General features: G+C 65.7%; 21 protein-coding genes. 17 read left to right on the top strand and 4 right to left on the bottom strand.

Annotation, left to right across the window (positions count from 1 at the left end; genetic code table 11):
• Positions 1 to 44 precede the first annotated feature (44 nt).
• The 5 genes from ACQP2U_RS26295 (at position 45) to ACQP2U_RS26275 (ending at position 5144) form a co-directional block, all read left to right on the top strand.
• A complete protein-coding gene (locus ACQP2U_RS26295; protein WP_433709926.1) occupies positions 45 to 1250 on the top strand; it encodes an AI-2E family transporter in 1206 nt (401 codons plus the stop codon).
• Between the two features lie 186 nt (positions 1251 to 1436).
• Positions 1437 to 2000, top strand: a complete 564-nt coding sequence (gene def, locus ACQP2U_RS26290) for a peptide deformylase (protein WP_397028794.1) — start codon at positions 1437 to 1439, stop codon at positions 1998 to 2000.
• On the top strand, positions 2000 to 2923 hold the full coding sequence (gene fmt, locus ACQP2U_RS26285) for a methionyl-tRNA formyltransferase (protein ID WP_433709925.1): 924 nt from the start codon (positions 2000 to 2002) through the stop codon (positions 2921 to 2923). The genes def and fmt overlap by 1 nt, the downstream gene beginning before the upstream one ends.
• A 491-nt stretch (positions 2924 to 3414) precedes the next feature.
• A complete protein-coding gene (locus ACQP2U_RS26280) occupies positions 3415 to 4884 on the top strand; it encodes an RsmB/NOP family class I SAM-dependent RNA methyltransferase (RefSeq protein ID WP_433716588.1) in 1470 nt (489 codons plus the stop codon).
• Between the two features lie 107 nt (positions 4885 to 4991).
• Positions 4992 to 5144, top strand: a complete 153-nt coding sequence (locus ACQP2U_RS26275) for a hypothetical protein (protein ID WP_433709924.1) — start codon at positions 4992 to 4994, stop codon at positions 5142 to 5144.
• Positions 5145 to 5150: 6 nt separating this feature from the next.
• Here the strand turns inward: ACQP2U_RS26275 and ACQP2U_RS26270 are convergent, their stop codons facing one another.
• Positions 5151 to 6005: an RNA polymerase sigma factor SigF gene (locus ACQP2U_RS26270; RefSeq protein ID WP_433709923.1), complete on the bottom strand. Its 855-nt coding sequence runs from the start codon at positions 6003 to 6005 to the stop codon at positions 5151 to 5153.
• Entirely contained in the window at positions 6005 to 6427 is a 423-nt protein-coding gene (locus ACQP2U_RS26265) for an ATP-binding protein (RefSeq protein ID WP_397028800.1), read from the bottom strand. The genes ACQP2U_RS26270 and ACQP2U_RS26265 overlap by 1 nt, the downstream gene beginning before the upstream one ends.
• A gap of 96 nt (positions 6428 to 6523) precedes the next feature.
• On the opposite strand from ACQP2U_RS26265, the gene rpe reads away from it, so the two are divergent.
• Positions 6524 to 7180: a ribulose-phosphate 3-epimerase gene (gene rpe / locus ACQP2U_RS26260; protein WP_397030180.1), complete on the top strand. Its 657-nt coding sequence runs from the start codon at positions 6524 to 6526 to the stop codon at positions 7178 to 7180.
• A 12-nt stretch (positions 7181 to 7192) separates the two neighbouring features.
• Here the strand turns inward: rpe and ACQP2U_RS26255 are convergent, their stop codons facing one another.
• Positions 7193 to 7663 carry a hypothetical protein gene (locus tag ACQP2U_RS26255; protein WP_433709922.1) on the bottom strand — a complete coding sequence of 157 codons (471 nt, stop codon included), beginning with the start codon at positions 7661 to 7663 and terminating at the stop codon, positions 7193 to 7195.
• Between the two features lie 579 nt (positions 7664 to 8242).
• On the opposite strand from ACQP2U_RS26255, the gene ACQP2U_RS26250 reads away from it, so the two are divergent.
• From ACQP2U_RS26250 to ACQP2U_RS26230, 5 genes are all read left to right on the top strand, one after another.
• Complete coding sequence (locus ACQP2U_RS26250) at positions 8243 to 8869, top strand: riboflavin synthase (RefSeq protein ID WP_433709921.1); 627 nt, start codon at positions 8243 to 8245, stop codon at positions 8867 to 8869.
• A 312-nt stretch (positions 8870 to 9181) separates the two neighbouring features.
• A complete protein-coding gene (locus ACQP2U_RS26245) occupies positions 9182 to 10252 on the top strand; it encodes an IS110 family transposase (protein WP_433709920.1) in 1071 nt (356 codons plus the stop codon).
• Between the two features lie 109 nt (positions 10253 to 10361).
• Positions 10362 to 11606 (top strand): bifunctional 3,4-dihydroxy-2-butanone-4-phosphate synthase/GTP cyclohydrolase II, encoded by a 1245-nt coding sequence (locus tag ACQP2U_RS26240; RefSeq protein WP_040692104.1) that lies wholly within the window; start codon positions 10362 to 10364, stop codon positions 11604 to 11606.
• Between the two features lie 34 nt (positions 11607 to 11640).
• Complete coding sequence (gene ribH, locus ACQP2U_RS26235) at positions 11641 to 12120, top strand: 6,7-dimethyl-8-ribityllumazine synthase (protein ID WP_397028806.1); 480 nt, start codon at positions 11641 to 11643, stop codon at positions 12118 to 12120.
• 2 nt (positions 12121 to 12122) lie between these two features.
• Positions 12123 to 12623 carry a PH domain-containing protein gene (locus ACQP2U_RS26230; protein ID WP_433709919.1) on the top strand — a complete coding sequence of 167 codons (501 nt, stop codon included), beginning with the start codon at positions 12123 to 12125 and terminating at the stop codon, positions 12621 to 12623.
• A gap of 294 nt (positions 12624 to 12917) precedes the next feature.
• Here the strand turns inward: ACQP2U_RS26230 and ACQP2U_RS26225 are convergent, their stop codons facing one another.
• Entirely contained in the window at positions 12918 to 14870 is a 1953-nt protein-coding gene (locus ACQP2U_RS26225; RefSeq protein ID WP_433709918.1) for a gamma-glutamyltransferase family protein, read from the bottom strand.
• Between the two features lie 174 nt (positions 14871 to 15044).
• Between ACQP2U_RS26225 and ACQP2U_RS26220 the strand changes: the two genes are divergently transcribed.
• The 6 genes from ACQP2U_RS26220 (at position 15045) to whiA (ending at position 21909) form a co-directional block, all read left to right on the top strand.
• The gene (locus tag ACQP2U_RS26220; protein ID WP_433709917.1) at positions 15045 to 15728 is read left to right on the top strand and encodes an HAD family hydrolase; all 684 of its coding nucleotides are present in this window, start codon (positions 15045 to 15047) and stop codon (positions 15726 to 15728) included.
• Positions 15729 to 15846: 118 nt separating this feature from the next.
• Positions 15847 to 16284 carry a hypothetical protein gene (locus ACQP2U_RS26215; RefSeq protein ID WP_433709916.1) on the top strand — a complete coding sequence of 146 codons (438 nt, stop codon included), beginning with the start codon at positions 15847 to 15849 and terminating at the stop codon, positions 16282 to 16284.
• A gap of 486 nt (positions 16285 to 16770) precedes the next feature.
• Positions 16771 to 18789, top strand: a complete 2019-nt coding sequence (gene uvrC, locus ACQP2U_RS26210) for an excinuclease ABC subunit UvrC (protein ID WP_433709915.1) — start codon at positions 16771 to 16773, stop codon at positions 18787 to 18789.
• Positions 18790 to 18872: 83 nt separating this feature from the next.
• Positions 18873 to 19892: an RNase adapter RapZ gene (gene rapZ / locus ACQP2U_RS26205; protein WP_433709914.1), complete on the top strand. Its 1020-nt coding sequence runs from the start codon at positions 18873 to 18875 to the stop codon at positions 19890 to 19892.
• Positions 19889 to 20935, top strand: coding sequence for a gluconeogenesis factor YvcK family protein (locus tag ACQP2U_RS26200; protein ID WP_063043214.1), 1047 nt, complete (start codon positions 19889 to 19891; stop codon positions 20933 to 20935). The genes rapZ and ACQP2U_RS26200 overlap by 4 nt, the downstream gene beginning before the upstream one ends.
• A complete protein-coding gene (whiA, locus tag ACQP2U_RS26195; protein WP_364340266.1) occupies positions 20926 to 21909 on the top strand; it encodes a DNA-binding protein WhiA in 984 nt (327 codons plus the stop codon). Before ACQP2U_RS26200 ends, whiA begins: the two co-directional genes overlap by 10 nt.
• Positions 21910 to 22222 lie beyond the last annotated feature (313 nt).

Raw genomic sequence — 22222 nt, 5'->3', positions numbered from 1 at the left:
CGGGTACGTCGACATGGCACAGGTCGAGCAAGAGGGCGGTTCCGATGCGGAATGACGACACCGCAGAACCCGAGGAGCACCACACCCCTCGCGGGACGGAGCGGGGCCACCGGGACTTGGTCGCGCAACCCCACACCACCGACGAAGGCGGACCGATCGTTACCGCGGAAGCGGCGGCGGCGCGGGCCAGTACGGCGCAGAACCCGCTTGGCAAGCCAGGGCGACGATTCGATCCGCGATCGCCGTTCATGGTCGGCATGGCGGGCGCCGCCGGAGTGGCGGTGACCTACGGCGCGATCCAAGCACTTATCGCAGTGAGTCAAGTTCTGGTCTTGATCACCATCGCGTTGTTCCTGGCAATAGGGTTGGAGCCGGTCGTGTCGTGGTTGGTTCGGCCGTGGTTTCCACGATGGGCTGCCGTGACCGCCGTGTTCCTGGTCGCGATGGGATTGCTGGCCGGGTTTCTCGCGGCCGCGATACCGCCACTGATCACCCAGGGCAGCGCGCTGGTCCACAATGCTCCGGACTACGTCGACCATCTCGCGCAACGATATCCACTGATCGATACGCTCAACACTCGCTTCCATCTCCAGGACCGCGTCCAGCAAGGACTCGGATCCGATCCCTCGAAGCTGGCCGGTGGCATCCTCGGCGCGGGCCGTCTCGTATTCAGCATCGTCAGCGGCACGGTGGTCGTCACGGTGCTCACCGGCTACTTCATGGCTAATTTCGCACAGGTTCGAACTTCGATCTACCGGCTGTTTCCGCGCTCGCGCCGACCTCGGGCGATCCTGATCGGCGACGAGATCTTCGTGAAGGTCGGCGGCTACATCCTCGGCAATCTGTTCATTTCGCTGATAACCGCGGTGTTGACCTTCGTCTGGCTGCTGATCTTCGACGTGCCCTATCCGCTCTTATTGGCCGTCCTGGTTGCCGTCCTTGATTTGATCCCGGTGGTGGGCTCCACCCTGGCCGGAATCATCGTCGCCATGGTCGCGCTCACCGTATCTCTGCCCGTCACGGTGGCAACCATCATCTTCTTCATCGTCCTGCGGTTGTTCGAGGACTACGTACTGGTGCCCAGAATCATCGGGAGAACCGTGCAGGTGCCGGCGATCGTGACCGTCGTGTCGGTTCTGCTCGGCGGTGCTTTGCTCGGGATCGTCGGTGCTCTGCTAGCCATTCCGGTCGCTGCCGCGGTGCTGCTGATTTTCAGTGAAACGGTGTTGCCTTCTCTGGATGAGCGCTGACTACCTCTGCTGCTTCGCACGGAAATATGCGGTCGCCTTCGGGCGGCCGGGCGGAGGGCTGAACACCCCGCCCGGACCGCACTGGAGTTCTACCAGCTTTTTCCCGTTCAGTCGGGGAGATCGGTGTGAACGGTGTCGCTCTCTAGAATGAGTCGACCGTATTCATCGTTTTGGGGAGCCGCCACCGTGACCATTCAGCCCGTTCGCCTCTTCGGCGATCCCATCCTGCGATCACGTGCGGCGGAGGTCACCGAATTCGATCGTGAGCTGCGGCAGTTGGTCACCGATCTGACCGAGACCATGCACGATGACGGCGGGGTCGGGATGGCCGCTCCGCAGATCGGCGTCGGTCTGCGGGTTTTCGTCTACGACACCGAGGACGCCAGCGGACATTTGATCAATCCGACCTACGAGGTGGTCGGAGCGGAGGAGCAGGTCGGGCCCGAGGGCTGCCTGTCGATTCCCGGGCTGCGCTATGACACGCGTCGCGCCCTGCGGGTACGGGCCGCCGGTGTCGACGTGAACGGTAAGCCGGTGGAATTCGCGGCCGAGGGCCTGCTGGCCAGGTGCGTGCAGCACGAGACCGATCATTTGGACGGTGTGCTGTTCATCGATCGGCTCGATCCCGCCCAGCGCAAGGAGGCCATGCGCACCATTCGCGAATCCGATTGGTTCAGCGCGGGTATCACCGTGCGGAGTTCGCGTGCACTCGGCTCGACCGAGGCCGGACCGTTCGGACGGGGTCGCTGATGCGCATCGTCTTCGCGGGCACACCGGAACCGGCCGTCCCGCCGCTGCAGCGTTTCATCGATTCCGAGCGGCACGAGGTGCTCGCCGTGCTGACCAGGCCCGATGCGATCGCCGGGCGCGGGCGCAAGGTGCAACGGTCGCCGGTCGGGCGGCTCGCCGATGAGCACGGCATTCCGGTGCTGACGCCACGGCGCCCCGCCGAGCCCGAATTCATCGAGCAGCTCACCGAATTGGCGCCCGACTGTTGTCCGGTGGTGGCTTACGGTGCGCTACTGCCGCAGCAGGTCCTCGATATTCCGCGCTTCGGTTGGATCAATCTGCACTTCTCGCTGCTGCCCGCGTGGCGTGGCGCGGCGCCGGTGCAGGCAGCCATCGACGCGGGCGACGAGATCACCGGCGCGTCCACGTTCCGGATCGAGGCCGGCTTGGACACCGGGCCGGTCTTCGGTGTCGTGACCGAAAAGATCGCGGTGACCGATACTGCGGGCGCGTTGCTCGACCGGCTCGCGAACAGCGGGGCGGTACTGCTCGAGAAGACGCTCGACGGCGTGGAAGACGGGACGCTGCAAGCGGTTCCCCAAGCCCAGGACGGTGTTTCCTATGCGCCCAAGGTACCGGTCGAGGCCGGACATATCCGCTGGGATCAGCCCGCGCTGGCGATCAACCGCCGCATTCGCTCGGTCACTCCCGCACCCGGTGCCTGGACCGAGGTCAACGGCACCCGCTTGAAGGTCGGTCCGGTCGAGATGGTCGAGGAAGTCCTGCCAGAACGGACGATCGAGGTCCGCAAATCCGGCGTCTTCGTCGGCACCGCGACTACCGCGGTCCGCCTCGATCAGGTCCAGCCACAGGGCAAACGCATGATGTCCGCTCTCGACTGGGCCCGCGGCGCACGCCTGCAGCCCGGCGCGGTGGTCGAATGACCACGAATCGCAAGTCCGCCGAGAAATCCGTCGACGGCGGTTGGCTCGCCCGCGCGTCGTCATCGAAAAGTGGTGCACAACGCAAGACTTCGCAGACTACGCCGCGCGACGACGAAGCCCGACCGTCGCGCACCGACCAGAGCCGTGGCGATGGGCCGCGGACCAGAGCAGAGCGGCGGAATATGACCGAACAGCGAAAATCCGCATCATCGGGGGACGGTTCGTCCCAGCGCAGAGACTCGACTTCGGCGCAGCGCAAAGGCTCGGTGCGCGGTGGATGGCAGGGCAGCACCGCGCGGGTCGATCGGGAAGGTACCGCTGCCGGACAAAGGGATCTGGCGAAGCCCGGGAACTCGGCGGCCTCGCCAGACCAGAGTGCGCGTTCGCAGGGCAGCGGTGTGGCATCCGGCGGGCAGCGACGGGGTAATCGGTCGGATTCGGCGAAGTCCGGTTCCGCGGGAGGACACCAAGGGCGGCCGGGTAAGCGGTCTATGGGCGGTGATGAGCGACGGTCGAATCGTGCCGGGAGTTCGGCTTCGACCGCAGGCGGCAGGGCTGGCGGTACTTCGGATCGGACCGCAAATGCACCGAAAGGCCGTGGGCGGCAAAAGGATTCAGTAACCCATGGCGATCCGGTGCGGCTGGTGGCGCGGGATGTGTTGCGGGCGGTGCGGGAGCGGGAGGCTTACGCGAATCTGGTGCTGCCAGGACTGCTGCGCGAGCGGCGGATTTCGGGGCGGGATGCGGCGCTGGCGACCGAACTGACATACGGGGCCTGCCGTTCGCTCGGGTTGCTCGATGCGGTGATCGCGGCGGGCGCTGGGCGGCCGGTTGACGAGATCGATGGGCCGCTGCTGGATGTGCTGCGACTCGGGGCATATCAGTTGCTGCGCACCCGGATCGGGGCGCATGCGGCAGTGGATACCTCGGTGGCCTTGGCGCGCACGGAATTCGGTGCGGGCAAGGCGGGTTTCGTGAATGCCGTGCTGCGGCGGGCGGGGGAGAAGTCCGTCGACGCGTGGGTGGATGAACTCGCGCCGCGAGATCCGGTGGGGCGGTTGGCTTTCGAGTTCGCGCATCCGGTGTGGATCGCGCAGGCGTTCGCGGATGCACTCGGCGCTCGGGCCGGCGAACTGCGGGATGTGCTGGCCGCCGACGATGCTCGTCCGATCGTGCATCTGGTGGCTCGTCCTGGCGATATCACCGCCGAGGAGCTGGCACTGGTGACGGGTGGCGAAGAGGGCAAATGGTCGCCGTACGCGGTCTACCTCGACGGTGGCGGCGATCCCGGCAAGCTGGAACCCGTCCGCGAAGGGATGGCGGCAGTTCAGGACGAGGGCAGTCAGCTTGTCGCGCTCGCACTGACCCGCGCGGAACTGGAGGGTCAGGACAACGGCCGCTGGCTCGACCTGTGCGCCGGGCCCGGCGGCAAAGCGGCCCTGCTGGGTGCGATCGCCGCCATCGACGGCCATCGCGTCGACGCGGTGGAACCGGCCGAACACCGCGCCGAACTCGTCCGCAAGATCGTGCATGACCTACCCGTCGACGTACATGTCGCCGACGGTCGCGAGAGCGGCCTGACCCCCGGCTACGATCGCATCCTCGTCGACGCCCCGTGCACCGGCCTCGGCGCACTGCGTCGCCGCCCGGAGGCGCGCTGGCGGCGGACCCCGGCCGATGTCGCCGAACTGGTCGTGCTGCAACGCGAACTCCTTGCCGCCGCATGGGATCTCCTTCGCCCCGGCGGCGTGATCCTCTACTCGACCTGCTCCCCGCACCTGCTGGAGACCGTCGCGGTGGTGGCCGACGCGGCCCGCCGCACCGACGCCATCCAACTCGACACCCGCGACCTCCTCCCCGGCGTCACCGATGTCGGCGACGGCCCCGGCGCGCAACTGTGGCCGCACCGCCACGGCACCGACGCCATGTTCCTCGCGGCCTTACGCAAGCCTCTCGCGTAGCACCAGACCTCAGATCGCGCGTCCGCCGCGACCGTCGGCCGTGCGACGGTGACAGGTCGCGGGCGGAAGGTGCGAGATGGCGGAGAAGGAGGCCACGGTCGCTTCCGGTGGCCCGGCCTTCTACGCCACCCCACTACGACGGAAACCCCGACATCCTCATCGACCTCGACCGGATCGAGCCCGATCAACTCCGCGAGCTGCTCGACGCCGCCTGGTGGTTGTCGGTGCCCGCGAAACGTCGCAAACGGCAGGCACGCTGACGCGGCTCAGTCGCGGGCGGACTGTTCGCGCAGGCGAGCAAGGGTTTTCGCGAGAATGCGCGAGACGTGCATCTGCGAAATACCCATGCGCTGAGCGATCTGGGTCTGCGTCATCGATTCGAAGAACCGCATGGTGAGTATGCGGCGTTCGCGTTCCGGGAGTCCGGCGAGCAGCGGACGGATCGCCACATACTCCTCCACCCGGTCGAATTGGGATTCCTCTTCGCCGAGGGTGTCCAGTAGCGATGCCTCGGTATCGCGCCCGAGTGAGGCGGCATCGATGGAACTCGGCTGGTAGGCATTGCCGGCGATGACAGCCTGCGTCACCTCGTCGGGATCCACATCGAGTTCGGCCGCAATCTCTTTCGCGGTAGGGGAGCGGCCGAGGGTCTGCGAGAGCGCGTCGATGGCCGCGCCGATGCGCAGATGGGTCTCCTTCACCCGTCTCGGCACCCGCATGGCCCAGGTGTTGTCGCGGAAATAGCGACGCACCTCACCCATGATCGTCGGCACCGCGAACGATAGGAAGTTGGAGCCGCGCGAAATATCGAAGCGGTCCACCGCGTGCACCAAACCGACCCGCGCCACTTGCGTCAGATCGTCGAACGGCTCACCGCGACCACTGAATTTGCGTGCGATGTGATCCGCGAGCGGAATGCACCGGCCGATCAGCTCGGCACGCAGTGCGGTATGCCGCGCGGTGCCCGGTGTACTTGCGGCGAGCTGCTCGAACAGCGCGCCGACATCGTCGTACCCCGCGCCGGACGCCTGGAGGGTTTCGACTTCCTCCGCGGCCTCTTCGGTCAGCACGGGTTCGGTGTCGTCCTGCTCGGCGTCGGACACGATGTTCTCGTCCGCCACTACGCTTTCCCCCGGACCCGACGGAACTCCACCGTCGTCGGATATCCGGATGCGGCCGAGTCGAATGGGTCCTGTGTCGCGTGTACTTCATCGGTGAGCGTGCGCAGTACATGCCAGCCGAAGCTGCGCTGATCCGGCAGCCCCTCCTTCCCGGCGAGGCCGGTCACCTTGACGAGCAATTCGGTATCACCCACGGTGAACCGGCAGTGCAGGCTGGTCGCCGGTGCCGCGACCGCGATCAGCGTCGAGCACACCTCATCCACGGCCAACCGAATATCGGCCACCTCGTCGAGGGTGAAATCGCTGAGCAGCACCAGTGTTTCGGCGAGCCCGCGCACGATCGGCAGCTGCGTCACCGACGCAGCCACCCGAATCTCCACCGGGGTGCTGTAGAGCCCCTGTTCCGCCGAAATGTTGATCACCCTATGCAGGCTACCCACTCCCGGCCGGAGCAACCCTAGGTACCGGTAAGCTCCCGCGATGTGTCCTCTTCGACGTTTACGCGCCCGACCACGCCGATGATCGCCCCTTCCATCCTCGCCGCCGACTTCGCCCGCCTCGCGGATGAGGCGAAAGCAGTGCATGGCGCCGATTGGTTGCATGTCGATGTGATGGACGCGCACTTCGTGCCGAATCTCACCCTCGGACTTCCGGTGGTCGAAAGTCTGTTGAAAGCCACCGACATTCCGCTCGACTGCCATCTGATGATCGACGATCCGGCCCGCTGGGCTCCGCCCTACGCGGAGGCTGGTGCGTACAACGTCACCTTCCATGCGGAGGCGACCGACGATCCGATCGCGGTCGCGCGCGATATTCGCGCGGCCGGCGCCAAGGCGGGTCTTTCGGTGAAGCCGAATACACCGATCGAGCCGTATCTGGAAATTCTGCGGCACTTCGACACATTGCTGGTGATGAGCGTGGAGCCGGGCTTCGGCGGGCAATCGTTCATTGCGGACGTGCTGGAAAAGTCGCGCATCGTGCGCCGACTGGTGGACGCGGGCGAACTGCGTTTGATCGTGGAAATCGACGGTGGCATCAATGCCGACACGATCGAGGCCGCCGCGGAGGCTGGCATCGATTGTTTCGTCGCCGGATCCGCGGTCTACAACACCGCCGATCCGGGTGCGACCGTCGAAAAGTTGCGGCAGCAGGCCGCGGCGCTGCGCAGTTCCTAGCTCGCGAAACTGCTAGCGGGCGGGCGCTTTCCGGCCGCCGATGGCGCGCGTCGCCTCGATCACCGCGCTCAGCGGTGGCAGGGTCTTCGCGTTCTCCGGCGGCTGGATCCAGGTGCGATAGCCGGTGCGCTCGTCGGCCGGTGAGGGCAGCACAACCTGACTCCCGGTGCAGGCAACGGTCGCGTACAGCCGGAACAGCTGCGCGGAGACGGCCGCGCTGAGGGTATCGGCACGGGTCGGACCGGTAATGAAGGTCCAGCGCTCGGCTCGCGGGTGGTGCACCACTGGTGCGGCGATCTGTGCCTGGATGAGCTGCTGCTGCACCTGTTCGCCCAGTTCGGCGGGCATCGTGATCGCGCCGTAATGGACGCCGATATGGAGCAGGATGCGGCGGGACGTCGGGTCGATTGATGCCGGCATATGAAATTCGCGCCGGTACTGCGCGCAGCGAACTTCCAGCGTCGAATCGACAAGGGTGGTCACGCAGCACCCCGATAAGTGTCGAACCTGTTTTGACCCACGGCTGTCTCTGGCTTCCTCGAGTGGTGAATGTCCCTGGATCGAACTCACCGGACCGCGGCGGACCGGGTGGAACCGTTCCGGACTGCATTGCTGGGGTCGAAGTTGAACGGTAGGAATCAGCTGCATAACAATCTTGCGACCATTTTCGGCGCTGCGCAAGGTTTTGGTGTAATCGTGTCTCCGTTGGGTATTAAGACCTGTTCGACGTCAAGTGTGCCGGATGAATTCCGTTCGCGTGGTTGTGAAAATGGGGAACTAATAATCATTGTCGCCGGGGAAACGGCGATATTTCCGCACGGATGCGTAATATTTCGCGTCGAAAAATAATTGCCGCTGGTTCGATGTGAGCCACGCGGCCCTGCGGTCCGCTTTCCCGGCTACTTGCCGAACCTCGGTATATCCACCGACCGTTGGCTGGAACCGCCGTGCCGTCTACGACTCCGCGTCGTTAGGCTGAGGAGGACCGGCGTACCGGCGGGAATAGTCGCCGGATCCCGGTTGTTCGGCAACCGTAGAAACCACGCGACAGGGAGTCAAGGCATGTTCACAGGCATCGTCGAGGAACTCGGCGAGATCGTTGCCACCGAAGAGCTGGCCGATGCCGCTCGGCTGACGATCCGGGGCAAGCTGGTCACTTCCGATGCTGGACACGGTGATTCGATCGCCGTCAACGGCGTCTGCCTGACCGTTGTCGATGTGGTCGACGGTGATTCGTTCACCGTCGACGTGATGCAGGAGACACTGAATCGCTCCAGCATCGGCGGACTCGGCACGGGTTCGCGGGTGAATCTCGAGCGTGCGGCCGCGCTGAACAGCAGGCTCGGAGGCCATTTGGTGCAGGGCCACGTCGACGGTACCGGGACTGTGCTCGCGCGCACACCGTCGGAGAACTGGGAGGTCGTGCGCATCTCGCTGCCCGACGCGATCGCCCGGTATGTAGTGGAGAAGGGTTCGATCACCGTTGACGGTACTTCGCTGACCGTCTCGGGCCTCGGCATCGCCGACGCACCGGCCGCCGACGGCAATCGGGACTGGTTCGAGGTCTCGCTGATCCCGACCACCCTGTCCATGACGAATCTGGGCGCCGCCACCGTCGGCACCACGGTGAACCTGGAAGTCGATGTCATCGCCAAATACGTCGAACGCCTCCAACAGCGCTCCGTCTGATTTGCCGCGCCTGCGGCGCATGGGCTCGGTCCACTCGAACCCGAGACGGACCGCGAACGGTCGCTGGTAAGACAGTAATGATTGCTGAGTTCCCGTGGTGGCCGTCCTGACTCACCGTAAGACTGGCTTCGGGCCTTCAGCGAGATCTGTCGGTCGACCACCACGGGCACTCAGGTACTCACCGGACGTGGTGTTCGTGACTTCATAGGAGCCTGTTCGCACCAGTCACCCATTACTGTCTTGTCCGCCCGCCCGGCTGGTGTGTGCCGTCCTCAACCCCGGTCGAGAGAAAAGGGCAGGCACATTCCCACCATGACACACGCGGTGATCGAAGTCACCGCCGGCATCGACACCCACAAAGACACTCATACCGCGGCTGCGATCGATGCTGCCGGCCGGACGCTGGGTTCGGGCCAGTTCCCCGCCACCCCCGCCGGATACGCACAGTTGCTGTCGTGGTTACAGACACTGGGCACGCTGGTGCTGGTCGGTATCGAGGGCACCGGCGCCTACGGCGCCGGTGTGGCTCGTTACCTGGCGATCAAGAAGGTGGCGATCGTCGAGATCGACCGGCCCGACCGCAAAACCCGCCGCATGCAGGGCAAATCCGATCCGATCGATGCCCTGGCCGCGGCCCGCGCCGCGTTGGCCGGTGAGCGCACCGGCACACCCAAACAACGCGACGGCCTGGTGGAGGCACTGCGTAACCTGCGCGTCGCACGCCGCAGCGCCGTCGCGCAGCGGTCGGATACCCAACGACAGATCAAGTCGTTGATCATCACCGCGCCCGCGCAGCTGCGCACGCGACTGGCGCCGCTGACCGACAGCGAATTGATCAAAACCTGCCTCACCGCACGTCCGGACATACGCAAGGCCGGTGACCCCGCCCACGCTGTCAAGATCACACTCCGACACCTCGCACGCCGTCACAGCGCGCTGAGCGAGGAAATCACCCAACTCGACGCCACAATCAAACCCATTGTCGCCCAAATCAACTCACCACTACTGCAACTACTCGGTGTCGGCCCCGACATCGCCGGCCAACTGCTGGTCACCGCAGGAGACAACCCCGACCGGATACGCTCCGAAAGCGCGTTCGCGATGCTGGTCGGGACCGCACCACTGCCCGCCTCTTCCGGACGCATCGATCGCCACCGCCTCAACCGAGGAGGCGACCGGCAAGCCAACTCCGCGATCCACCGCATCGTCGTCGTCCGCATGCGCTGGGACCCACGAACCCGCGCCTACACCGAACGCCGCACCCAACAAGGCCTGTCCAAAAAAGACATCATGCGCTGCCTCAAACGACTCGTAACACGCGAGATCTACCACGTCCTCAAAACCCCGAAAACCACCACACCACCCCCGAACACAAACACTTGACATCTATAGGAGCATCTCGCTCCGTGGTGGCCGAGCGAGCGGTCGGGGTTCGCCTCAACCCGTCGACTACTGTAATGGGGCACCTATTTCGAGATGGAGCACAACAGACGTGACCAGGTTCGACACCATCGAGCGCGCAGTCGCCGATATCGCTGCCGGTAAGGCGGTCGTCGTCGTCGACGACGAGGACCGTGAGAACGAGGGCGACCTCATCTTCGCGGCGGAAAAGGCGACGCCCGAGCTGGTCGCCTTCATGATTCGCTACACCTCGGGTTATATCTGTGTGCCGCTCACAGGCGAGGATTGCGATCGGCTCGGCCTGCCGCCGATGTACGCGCAGAACCAGGACAAGCACGGCACCGCCTACACCGTGTCGGTCGATGCCAGGGAGGGCATCACCACCGGTATCTCCGGCGCCGACCGTGCCACTACCATGCGACTACTCGCGGACCCGAATGCGAAGGCCGACGATCTGACCCGTCCCGGTCACGTGGTTCCGTTGCGCGCCAAGGAGGGCGGCGTGCTGCGTCGCCCCGGCCACACCGAGGCCGCGGTCGATCTGGCGCGAATGGCCGGATTGCAGCCCGCCGGTGTCATCTGCGAGATCGTGAGCCAGAAGGATGAGGGCCATATGGCCCGCACCGAGGAACTGCGCGTCTTCGCCGATGAGCACAACCTGGCGCTGATCTCCATCGCGGAGATGATCGCCTGGCGGCGCAAGCACGAGAAGCAGGTCATTCGGGTCGCCGAGGCCAGGATCCCCACGGCGCACGGCGAATTCAAGGCCGTCGGCTATCAGAGCATCTACGACGATGTCGAACATGTCGCGCTGGTGCGCGGCGATATCGATGACGGCGACGATGTGCTGGTGCGGGTGCATTCGGAATGCCTCACCGGGGACGTCTTCGGTTCGCTGCGCTGCGATTGCGGTCCGCAGTTGGACGCGGCACTGGAGATGGTGGCCCAGGAGGGTCGTGGTGTGGTGCTCTACATGCGCGGACACGAGGGGCGCGGCATTGGTCTGATGCACAAGCTGCAGGCCTACCAACTGCAGGATTCGGGTCACGACACCGTCGATGCGAATCTGGAGCTCGGCCTGCCCGCCGACGCCCGCGACTACGGCACCGGTGCGCAGATCCTGGTGGATCTCGGGATTCGGTCCATGCGCCTGCTCACCAATAATCCGGCCAAGCGCGTTGGACTGGATGGCTACGGGCTGAAGATCACCGAGCGGGTGCCGATGCCGTTGCGCGCCAACGCCGAAAATCTGCGGTACCTGCGCACCAAGCGGGACCGGATGGGCCACGACCTGATCGGACTCGACGAACTCGATCTCGGCGAGACCGCACAGTGATTTCTCACATCGCCGCAGCCTGGAGAGGATACCGATGAGTGGCACTGGCGTACCCAGCTTCGAGCTATCGGATGCGAAGGATCTGAAGCTCGGCATCGTCGCCTCGCGTTGGCACACCCAGATCTGCGACACGTTGGTCGCGAATGCGGAGAAGGTGGCCAAGGACGCGGGAGTCGAGCACATCACCGTGGTGCGCTGTGCGGGGGCGATGGAACTGCCTGTGGTCGCTCAGGAATTGGCCAACTCACATGACGCGGTAGTCGCGCTCGGCGTGGTGATCCGCGGTGGCACACCGCATTTCGAATACGTCTGCGATGCGGTGACCGCCGGTCTGACCCGGGTGTCGCTCGACGCGGGCACGCCTGTCGCGAACGGTGTGCTCACCACCAATAACGAAGAGCAGGCGCTGGATCGGGCCGGACTGCCTGGTTCCGCCGAGAACAAGGGCGAACAGGCCGCCGCGGCGGCGCTCGACGCCGCGCTCACCCTGCGCGCCCTGCGGCAGTCCGCGTAATCATGCCGGTCGTCCGTATCTGGCGCAGAGGTCCCGCCTCGCCCGGCCAATCGGAATCCGGCGAGTGGGAGCTCGAGGTGCGTCCGTATCGCGCGGTGCGCACCGCGTGGACCGTGGCGGTGCTGCTCGTCGCCGGTTTCACCGCGGGCGGCATCCTCTTGCGCCACGGTTCGACGGGCGTGAACTTCCGGCTCGCGGATCAGTTCGCGATGTTCGGCATCGGCGTACTCGGTGCGGCGGCAGTGCTCCTGCTGACCCGCCCGCGCGTCCGTGTCGGCAAGCGCGGCATCTCGGTACGGAATATCCTGGGTGATACCGAATTTCCCTGGGAGTACATCCGCGGCGTCTCCTTCCCGGACCGAAAGTCCTGGGCCCGCCTCGAACTCGTCGACGACGACTACGTCCCGCTCATGGCAATCCGATCCAACGACAGGCAACGCGCCGTCGAGTCCCTGGACAAGCTGCGCGCGCTTGGCGCGAAATACACTGCCGCACAGGACTAATCGGCGTATCGGCTGCGACAGGCGTTACCGGCCGTCAAGCGGATCGATGGTGTTCGGCCCGAACTCCGCATCTGCGGCCATCGGAACCCGGCTCGACGCACAGTGCATGGGTATCGTGCCGGCGTTTATCGAGATCCATCTATCCGGTGCCACGGACCCGTGTTTCCTGGTGGCGACCGAACTATCGAATGTGCCGTTCTATGAGCGTGCGGATTCGAACGGCAAGGCGACCTGGCGCTCGATGACGGCCCGGTGCTCTATCCGATGCCCCTGATCGGATAGAGCAGCCGCACGTCAGCGGGTGTCGCCCAGGACGGCGCCTTCGCGTCGGGGGTCCGCGCCACCGATCCACCCGTCGCTGCCGTCACGTTGCAATGCACTGAGGCCGCTGGATTGCGGGGCGACCGAGACCTGGTGGCCGAGTTGGCGTAGGCGTAGGACCAATGGGTCGTGGTCGCCGTTATCGGTGGCGTTGATGGCGGGGTGTTCGCCGCCAACGCCGGTTGCCGGACTATTTCCGGCGCCGAACGCGACCGCGGAGACCGACTGCTGTGGGTCCAGGCCCCAATCCAGGACGCCGATCAGGGCTTTCACGACGAACTGGATGATCACCGAACCGCCGGGAGAGCCCGCGACCTGAGTCAGATCGCCGCGGGAGCCATCGGCATTGTGGTCGAAGACCAGAGTCGGGCTCATCGAGCTGCGCGGCCGCTTACCCGGCTGCACCCGATTGGCGACGGGGGCGCCATCGGTGCCGAGCGGGTCGGCGGAAAAATCGGTGAGCTGGTTGTTCAGCACGAATCCGTCGACTAGATGGAATGATCCGAAGGCCGATTCCACCGTTGTGGTCATTGAGGCGGCGTTGCCGTATTTATCGACCACCGAGATATGGCTGGTGCCGTGCTCGGGCGGCTGCGGCCCGATACCGAGTGGAACCGGTCCGAAATCGCCGGGCTGCGCGGTGCCCATGCTGTGGCCGGGATCGATGAGACCGGCGCGCTGCTTCAGATAGTCCTTGTTGAGCAGCGTCTGCGGCGAATTGCCCGGCAGCGAAATGAAATCGGTATCAGCGACGTACTTGTTCCGATCGGCGTAGGCGAGCCGCTCGGCCTCCGATATCAGATGCACCGCTTCGGCCGTTGGTTTGCCGCCGTTGCGGTCGATATTGTTCGGCTTCAGCGCGGACAGGTCGAAGTTCTCCAAGATACCGAGGGTGGCCGCGACGGTGATGCCGCCCGAGGACGGGCTGGGCATGCCGCAGATCTCGTGCATGCGGTAGGTCGTGCAGAGCGCGGTCCGCTTCTTGGCCTGATATCCGGCGAGATCATTGGCGGTGATCAGGCTCGGGGTGCGTCCTCCCGCCGTGGACCCGGCCGCGTCCACGATGTCATGGGCGATCGCGCCGGTATAGAAGGCATTGGCGCCATCGGTGGCAATGGCGTTCAAGGTCTTGGACATTGCCGGGTTGGTCAGTACGGTGTCGGCCCGTTTCGGGGTGCCGTCCGGATTGAGGAAGTAGGCCTTCGCGGACTCGTCCACAGCGAGATCCTTAGCGGATTCCGCGATCTGCCCCGCCAGCCGCGGACTGATCGGGAAGCCGCGATCGGCCAGTCCGATGGCCGGATCGAACAGGTCCCGCCATGCGGTCTTGCCATGGTCGCGATGCGCCAACTCCAGCATGCGCAGGGCACCGGGCACGCCGATCGAGCGTCCGCTCGCACGGGCACTCGGCTTCGGCTCGGTCCGATCGGTATCGCTGATCCAACGCAGATAATTCTCGGTCGCCGCCGCCGGGGCGATCTCCCGACCGTCGTACGCCTCTACGCTCTTGCTGGCCGCATCGTAATAGAGCAGGAACGAGCCACCGCCGATGCCGGAGGCCTGCGGCTCGACCAACCCGAGTACCGTCTGCGCCGCGATGAGCGCATCCGCGGCAGTGCCGCCATTGCTGAGCACCTCACAAGCGGCCTTGGTAGAGAGTGGGTTGGCCGTCGACACCGCATAGGTCTTGGTGCGCACCGCCGTCATATCGGACCGATAGCCGGTCGTGATCTCGGGATTGGTGCTCAGATCCTTGGTCGCCCCGGGGGCCGCACCCGCTGAGGTCGCGACCACCGGGGTCCCGTTCGGCGTCGCACTACACGCCGCATTCGCCGGAGTGTCATCGGATGAACATCCGCTGACAACGCCGACGATGAGCGTGAGCGCCGCCGCGGCGCTGACCCAGGTTCCTCGCGTGCCACTCATGGACGGCACTGTATCGCCGATCATCGAGCGTCGTGGGAAATCCGGTGCCCAGCACTGGTGAGTTCAGCGAAAACGGTTAGCTGGCAACCGCATTGAGCAGCCACTCGAATGCGGTTTCCGCGGGCACGAGCGATGGGGCCGCCGCTCGAAGCCGGCCGTCGGTAACCTGGCACGGTGGCGATCGAGGCAGTGTTGTTCGACTTCTCCGGCACGCTCTTCCGGCTGGAACCCGATGAAACCTGGGCCGATCTGGTCGGGGCCGATGGCAAACCCCTGAACCGGTCGCAGCAGGACGCGATCTTGGATCGCATGACGAGGCCGATCGGTGACGGCGCGGTCTTCGACGCCGAGGGCCAGCTGGCCTGGGAGCGGCGGGATCTGGATCCGGCAATGCACCGCACGGCCTATCGCGAGGTGCTGCGCCAAGCCGGACTGCCGACACCGGCGCTGGTCGAGCGGCTCTACGACTGGATGCTCGATCCGCTGGTGTGGACGCCGTACCCGGATACCGGTGTGGTTCTGAAAACCCTAGCGGCACAGGGTATCCCGGTCGCGGTAGTGAGCAATATCGCCTTCGATATCCGCCCGGCATTCGCCGCCAATGATTGGGATCGGCTCGTCGCCGCCCGCACGCTGTCGTTCGAAGTCGGTGCGGTGAAGCCGGATCCACGGATTTTCCTGACCGCGGTGGAAAAACTCGGCGTGCGTCCCGAATCCGCGCTCATGGTTGGCGACAGTGCCGTGGCCGATGGCGGCGCGGTCGCGGCGGGCTGCCGTTTCGCGCTGGTTGATCCGTTGCCGACGGATGAGCGCGCCGAAGGTCTGCTCGAGGTCTTGCGGCGGCATGAACTGGCCTAGCGTCCATTATGTGACCTGTGACACACTCTGCCGGTCCTGAACGCCGATGCCCCCGAACTGAATTAGCTTGCTGTGACGCCCACCACATCGTGGTGCGTCAGCTCGACGGGGAGTGGCCATGGATGAAGCCGAGGCATATTTCGAATCGTCGGCCGTGCGGACAGCGCGTCCCGTCGGCCTGCCCGAATCGGTCCGCCAGGCCAGAGAGGCCGCATTGGGCCTCGCGAGCTTCGGCCTCGCCTATCCGGTCGTCATGGGTCTGATCGCAGGGGATGCGGCGGCAAGATCCGCGGCCCTGCAATTCGGCTGCAGCTGGCTGCTCGGTCTCGCGGTACTCGTTATCGGTCGTGGGCCGCGGGTGCGCCGTGTCGCGGTCGTATCGGCCGTGCTGCAGTCCATCGCGGTGCTGCGGATTCATGTCGAGGCTGTCCCGGACCTGGCAAGGTTGGTCGTCGTCCTCTTCGTGTTGGGTGCTTCGGCGACGATCGTCTACCAGCTGTGGCGACCGGAGGCCAAGGCGTGGTTCGACCTCCGGGTCACCGGCGCGCAGTGGTGAACGCTTCGGATCGGGCGGGTTGAACGGAGCTCGAGTCGAGCGCCGTACAACAGGAAAAGCACACCGATCGCGACTTTGGTGATCCAGTCGAACGCGTCGCCCGCCATACCCCGCGCGGGCAACACCGCGGCCGCCGCCCCGATGCTGGCCAGGATGTTGAGCATGAACGCATCGCTCCGGAGTTCGGCGAGGAACTTCACGCGCCGGCACTGCGACTCCGCACATTGAGCGCGATAGGTCCGCATGGAAACCGGCCAACTCGACCTCGTCGTCGGCAAACGCCCGCCCGGTGATCCCGGACGGCCTGCGCGTCCTCGCCGACCCGCGGCTTCCAGTTCTCGGCGACCTCGAATTCGTCCTGATGCGCCGTCGCGCGCCCCTGTCCACGGCCGAGCAGGCGCGTGCCAGGCGAGCGTCGCCGGTGCTCGCCGCTTCGGCTGAGCCGCCCGTGCGGATGTGTCGGGGCCGGTCGATAGGCTTGGATCCGTGGCAGATCCCGCGACCTACCGGCCGAAGCCGGGCACGATTCCCGTTGAACCCGGTGTCTACAAATTCCGGGACGCGTACGGGCGTGTGATCTATGTCGGCAAGGCGAAGAGCCTGCGCAGCAGGTTGAATTCGTACTTCGCCGATGTGGCTTCGCTGCATCCGCGGACCAAACAGATGGTCACCACAGCGGCCAGCGTCGAATGGACCGTGGTCTCCACCGAAGTGGAAGCCCTTCAGTTGGAATACAACTGGATCAAGGAGTTCGATCCGCGATTCAACGTGCGGTATCGGGACGACAAGTCGTACCCGGTACTGGCGGTCACCTTGAACGAGGAGTATCCGCGGCTGTTCGTCTATCGCGGCGCGCGCAAGAAGGGCGTGCGCTACTTCGGCCCGTACGCACATGCCTGGGCCATTCGGGAGACCCTCGATCTGCTGCTGCGGGTCTTTCCCGCGCGCACCTGTTCCAACGGAGTTTTCAAGCGGCACAACCAGATCGGGCGACCGTGTCTGCTCGGCTATATCGACAAATGCTCGGCCCCGTGCATCGGCCGCGTGGATGCCGACGAGCATCGCCGGATCGTCGAGGACTTCTGCGACTTCCTGGCCGGGCGCACCGATCGCATGGTCCGCGAGTTGGAGCGCCGGATGCACGCCGCCGCCGAGGGCCTGGACTTCGAAACAGCGGCACGGTTGCGTGATGACGTCCAAGCGCTGCGGCGGGCGCTGGAGAAGCAGGCCGTCGTCCTCGGCACCGGTACCGATGCCGATGTGGTCGCCTTCGCTATCGATGAATTGGAGGTGGCGGTCCAGATCTTCCACGTCCGCGACGGGCGGGTGCGCGGTCAGCGCGGCTGGGTGGTCGACAAATCCGGCGACGCCATCGACGGCCATGAGGCCGGTGGCGAGGTCGCCGCACTGGTCGAGCAGTTCCTCACCCAGTTCTACGGTGAGCAGGCCGCAATGGCCGAACAGGGCGAGGACGAACAACCGGCCACCGCGGTGCCACGGGAGGTGCTGGTACCGGAACTGCCCGCCGACGCCGAACAGGTACAGGAATGGCTGAGCGGACTGCGCGGCTCTGCGGTGCGGCTGCGGGTGCCGCAGCGCGGTGACAAGAAGGCGCTCGCCGAAACCGTGCAGCGCAATGCGATGGAGGCGCTGGCCCAGCACAAACTCAAGCGCGCCGGCGATCTGACCTCGAGATCCGCTGCACTGCAAGATATTCAAGACGCACTCGAGTTGGACAGCGCCCCGCTACGAATCGAGTGTGTGGATATCAGCCACGTGCAGGGCACCGATGTGGTTGCTTCGCTTGTGGTGTTCGAGGACGGACTGCCGCGCAAGTCCGAGTATCGCCACTACGCGATCAAGGAGGCCGCGGGCGAAGGCCGCTCCGACGATGTCGGCAGCATCGCGGAGGTCACCAGGCGGCGGTTCTATCGCCTGCGCCGTGAACGCGATGAACTGGCCGCCGAGGAGCTGGCATCCGGTCCGCAGAACGGACACGCCGACGACGAGCTCGAACTCACGTCACGCCCCGGCATCGACCCACGCACCGGCCGTCCGCGGAAATTCGCCTACCCGCCCAATCTCTATGTGGTCGACGGGGGCGCACCTCAGGTGGCTGCCGCCGCTGAGGTCCTCGACGAACTCGGCATCACCGATGTCGCGGTGATCGGGCTGGCCAAACGGCTGGAGGAGGTGTGGGTGCCGGGGGAGAGCGACCCGGTGATCATGCCGCGCAATAGCGAGTCGCTATATCTTCTGCAGCGGGTGCGCGACGAGGCGCACCGCTTCGCCATCACCTTCCATCGCAGCAAACGCTCCCGCAGGATGACCGCATCCGCATTGGACTCGGTGCGCGGCCTCGGTGAGTCCCGCCGGACCGCGCTCGTCACCCATTTCGGGTCGGTTGCCAAACTGAAGGAAGCCACCGTCGAGCAGATAACCGAGGTGCCCGGCATCGGTGTGGCGACCGCTAAGGCCGTTTTGGCCGCATTGCGGGAGGAATAAGCCACCTACGTTGTGTGTCTGCGCCCGATACCGGAACCGGTGCGGGATGATCGACAGGCACCCTGACACAGATCCGGTAGGACATGACACGCGTCGAATCGAACAACAGTGCGGGCAGCCCGCGGTCGACCGCTGGGCGGCCCGGCCCGGCGGGCACCCTCGGCGCATCTGTCGAACGCGGCGACGGCAACCCACCGCCGAAGGTCGAGGTGGTCATCGTGACCGGCCTATCGGGTGCGGGTCGCGGCACCGCGGCCCGCGTACTCGAGGATTTGGGTTGGTATGTCACCGATAACTTGCCGCCGGAGCTGATCGGCCGGATGGTGGAACTCGGCGCCTCCGCCGAACCGCCGATTCGCCGCCTCGCGCTGGTCATGGATGTGCGCAGCCGCTTCTTCACCGGCGATCTCTCGGCGGTCACCGATCAGCTGCGGTCCACGGGCGTGCCGACCAGGATCCTGTTCCTGGAGGCCTCCGATGACGTGCTGATCCGGCGCTTCGGCTTCGCGCGCCGACGCCATCCGCTGCAGAGCGAAAGCGCCGACGGTACGCTCTCGGCGGGCATCGCGGCCGAACGGATACGGCTGTCCGCCGTGAAAACGGCGGCTGACCTGGTGATCGACACGACCGAACTCTCGATCCACCAGCTACACCGCAAGTTGGAGGAGGCCTACGGCGGCGGTGCGCCGACGGCACTGCAGCTGACGGTGCAGTCGTTCGGATTCAAGTACGGGGTTCCCCTCGATGCGGACATGGTGTTGGATGTGCGTTTTCTACCCAATCCGCATTGGATACCGGAACTTCGGGAACATTCGGGACAGGAGACCGTGGTCAGCGAGTATGTATTGTCGCGTCCCGGCGCGGCCGATTACTTGAGCACCTGCCACCACCTGGTCGACCTGACGACGAATGGTTACCGCCAAGAGGGGAAGCGATACATGACGGTGGCAGTGGGCTGCACCGGAGGCAAACACCGCAGCGTTGCGATCGCCGAGGCGCTCGGCGAACTGATCGGCTCCGCGGTGTTCGATTCACCGCATGCGGAGAAATCTGCCGGGGCCGATGTGGTACGGGTCGTGCACCGGGATCTGGGGCGCGAATGACGGGGTGGGAATCGGATCCCGCCATAGTTGCGCTCGGTGGCGGGCATGGTCTGTACGCGACACTCACCGCGGTGCGGCGGCTGACCAGAAAGATCAGCGCGGTGGTGACCGTCGCCGATGACGGCGGATCATCCGGCAGACTGCGCGCCGAACTCGGTGTGCCACCGCCTGGCGATCTGCGCATGGCCCTCGCGGCGCTGGCCGCCGACGGTGACGATGTGTGGACGCGCACAGTGCAGCATCGCTTCGGCGGCACCGGCGCGCTCGCCGGCCATTCGGTCGGCAATCTGATCCTCGCGGGGCTGACCGAGGTGCTCGGCGATCCGGTCGCCGCGCTCGACGAGGTCGCCAAGATGTTGCGTATCACCGGTCGGGTGCTGCCGATGTCGCCCATCGCCCTCGACATCGAGGCGGACGTTTCTGGGCTGGAAGCAGATCCACGCGTGAGCCGCTGCATCCGCGGCCAGGTCGCCATCGCGACGACACCGGGTAAGGTGCGGCGCGTGCGGCTGATTCCGTCCGATCCGCCCGCCAGTCCGGAGGCCACCTCGGCCATCGAACACGCCGATGTCGTTGTGCTGGGCCCCGGGTCCTGGTTCACCAGCGTCATTCCGCATGTGCTGGTGCCCGAATTGCGTGACGCACTGGTGTATACCAGAGCGCGCAAAGTCCTGGTGCTGAATCTGGCTGCGGAGCCGGGAGAAACGGCAGGTTTCTCCGCGGAACGCCATCTCCATGTATTGTCCCAGCACGCACCGGAATTCGTGGTCGATGAGGTACTGGTCGATTCCGGGTCGGTGCCGGAGGGTCGCGAAAGAGAACATGTGGCCAGGGCTGCCGAACAATTGCGGGCACGAGTAACCTTCTCCGATGTCGCCGAAGCGGGAACCGACCGGCATCACCCCGGAAAGCTTGCCGCCGCACTGGATCAGCTGATCCGGCAACCTCGGCCACATATGGCAGGGCTTCGAGTCGAGGGACGGCACATGGGTCAGGATGTGCGTTCCGGGTTGGGTGGAAAGGAGCGCGTCTCGTGGCGATGACAGCCGAAGTGAAGGACGAGCTGAGCAGGCTCACAGTCTCGCAGGTGAGTTCTCGCAAGGCGGAACTGTCTGCGCTGCTGCGGTTTGCGGGCGGCCTGCACATCGTCGGCGGGCGGGTGATCGTCGAGGCCGAGGTGGATATGGGCTCCATCGCGCGCCGGCTACGGCGGGAGATCTTCGAGCTGTACGGCTATGGCTCCGATGTGCACGTGCTCGGCGCGGGCGGTCTGCGCAAGACCTCGCGCTATGTGGTGCGGGTGTCCAAGGAGGGTGAGGCGCTGGCCAGACAGACCGGTCTGCTCGATGTGCGCGGGCGTCCGGTGCGCGGTCTACCCGCCCAAGTGGTCGGCGGCAGCATCGGCGATGCCGAAGCCGCCTGGCGCGGAGCTTTTCTCGCGCACGGCTCGCTCACCGAACCGGGTCGCTCCTCGGCGCTCGAGGTCAGCTGCCCCGGTCCGGAGGCCGCGCTGGCGCTCGTCGGTGCGGCTCGGCGGCTCGGCATCACCGCCAAGGCGCGTGAGGTGCGTGGCACCGATCGGGTGGTAGTCCGTGATGGCGAGGCGATCGGCGCGCTGCTGACCCGGATGGGGGCCCAGGACACCCGGATCGTCTGGGAGGAGCGCAGGCTGCGCCGCGAGGTGCGGGCCACCGCGAACCGCCTGGCCAATTTCGACGATGCGAATCTGCGCCGCTCGGCCCGTGCCGCGGTCGCCGCTGCCGCGAGAGTCGAACGCGCACTGGACATTCTGGGCGACGAGGTGCCCGACCATTTGGCCGCGGCTGGCAAGCTGCGGGTGCAGCACCGACAGGCTTCACTGGAGGAACTCGGCCAGCTCGCCGATCCGCCGATGACGAAAGACGCTGTGGCGGGGCGGATTCGACGGCTGCTGTCCATGGCGGACCGCCGGGCAAAGGAGTTGGGGGTACCCGATACCGAATCGGCCGTCACTGCCGAACTGCTCGACGAAGCGTGAGTCGGATCGCCGCCCCACGGGGCGGCGATCCGATTCGATCGGACGCTACATGTCCATACGTCTCGAGACGCATATCGGTGGTATCCACCTGGCGGTGCAATGAGTTATCCGACAACGAACTCGCTGCACGACGGGCCTGTTCCGGCCTGGTCGACCACAACGGAGCGAGTCTTACGAGCGATGTTCGCGGCCCGTCTCAGGTCCGAGCCGTCGAAGCGCATGCGCGGTAGGCGCGAGTCTCGACGGCTCGGACCCGAGACACCGGGGGGCCGCGAACACGCAGCGCGGAGGCGCTGCAAATCGAACACAGCTC

The organism is Nocardia sp. CA-084685 (assembly GCF_050955785.1).
In the GTDB taxonomy this organism is placed as follows: Bacteria; Actinomycetota; Actinomycetes; order Mycobacteriales; family Mycobacteriaceae; genus Nocardia.
The sequence above is the reverse complement of the archived record's forward strand: the minus strand, read 5'-3'. Positions and strand labels throughout refer to the sequence as shown.

Bases quoted from the DNA above. Each gene is read 5' to 3' on its own strand.
- ACQP2U_RS26200 (WP_063043214.1), top strand. From the start codon at position 19,889: ATGACGGGGTGGGAATCGGATCCCGCCATAGTTGCGCTCGGTGGCGGG.
- ACQP2U_RS26295 (WP_433709926.1), top strand. From the start codon at position 45: ATGCGGAATGACGACACCGCAGAACCCGAGGAGCACCACACCCCTCGC.
- ACQP2U_RS26230 (WP_433709919.1), top strand. From the start codon at position 12,123: ATGCCGGTCGTCCGTATCTGGCGCAGAGGTCCCGCCTCGCCCGGCCAA.
- ACQP2U_RS26280 (WP_433716588.1), top strand. From the start codon at position 3,415: ATGGGCGGTGATGAGCGACGGTCGAATCGTGCCGGGAGTTCGGCTTCG.
- ACQP2U_RS26245 (WP_433709920.1), top strand. From the start codon at position 9,182: ATGACACACGCGGTGATCGAAGTCACCGCCGGCATCGACACCCACAAA.
- fmt (WP_433709925.1), top strand. From the start codon at position 2,000: ATGCGCATCGTCTTCGCGGGCACACCGGAACCGGCCGTCCCGCCGCTG.
- ACQP2U_RS26250 (WP_433709921.1), top strand. From the start codon at position 8,243: ATGTTCACAGGCATCGTCGAGGAACTCGGCGAGATCGTTGCCACCGAA.
- ACQP2U_RS26215 (WP_433709916.1), top strand. From the start codon at position 15,847: ATGGATGAAGCCGAGGCATATTTCGAATCGTCGGCCGTGCGGACAGCG.
- ACQP2U_RS26225 (WP_433709918.1), bottom strand. From the start codon at position 14,870: ATGAGTGGCACGCGAGGAACCTGGGTCAGCGCCGCGGCGGCGCTCACG.
- rapZ (WP_433709914.1), top strand. From the start codon at position 18,873: ATGACACGCGTCGAATCGAACAACAGTGCGGGCAGCCCGCGGTCGACC.
- ribH (WP_397028806.1), top strand. From the start codon at position 11,641: ATGAGTGGCACTGGCGTACCCAGCTTCGAGCTATCGGATGCGAAGGAT.
- rpe (WP_397030180.1), top strand. From the start codon at position 6,524: ATGATCGCCCCTTCCATCCTCGCCGCCGACTTCGCCCGCCTCGCGGAT.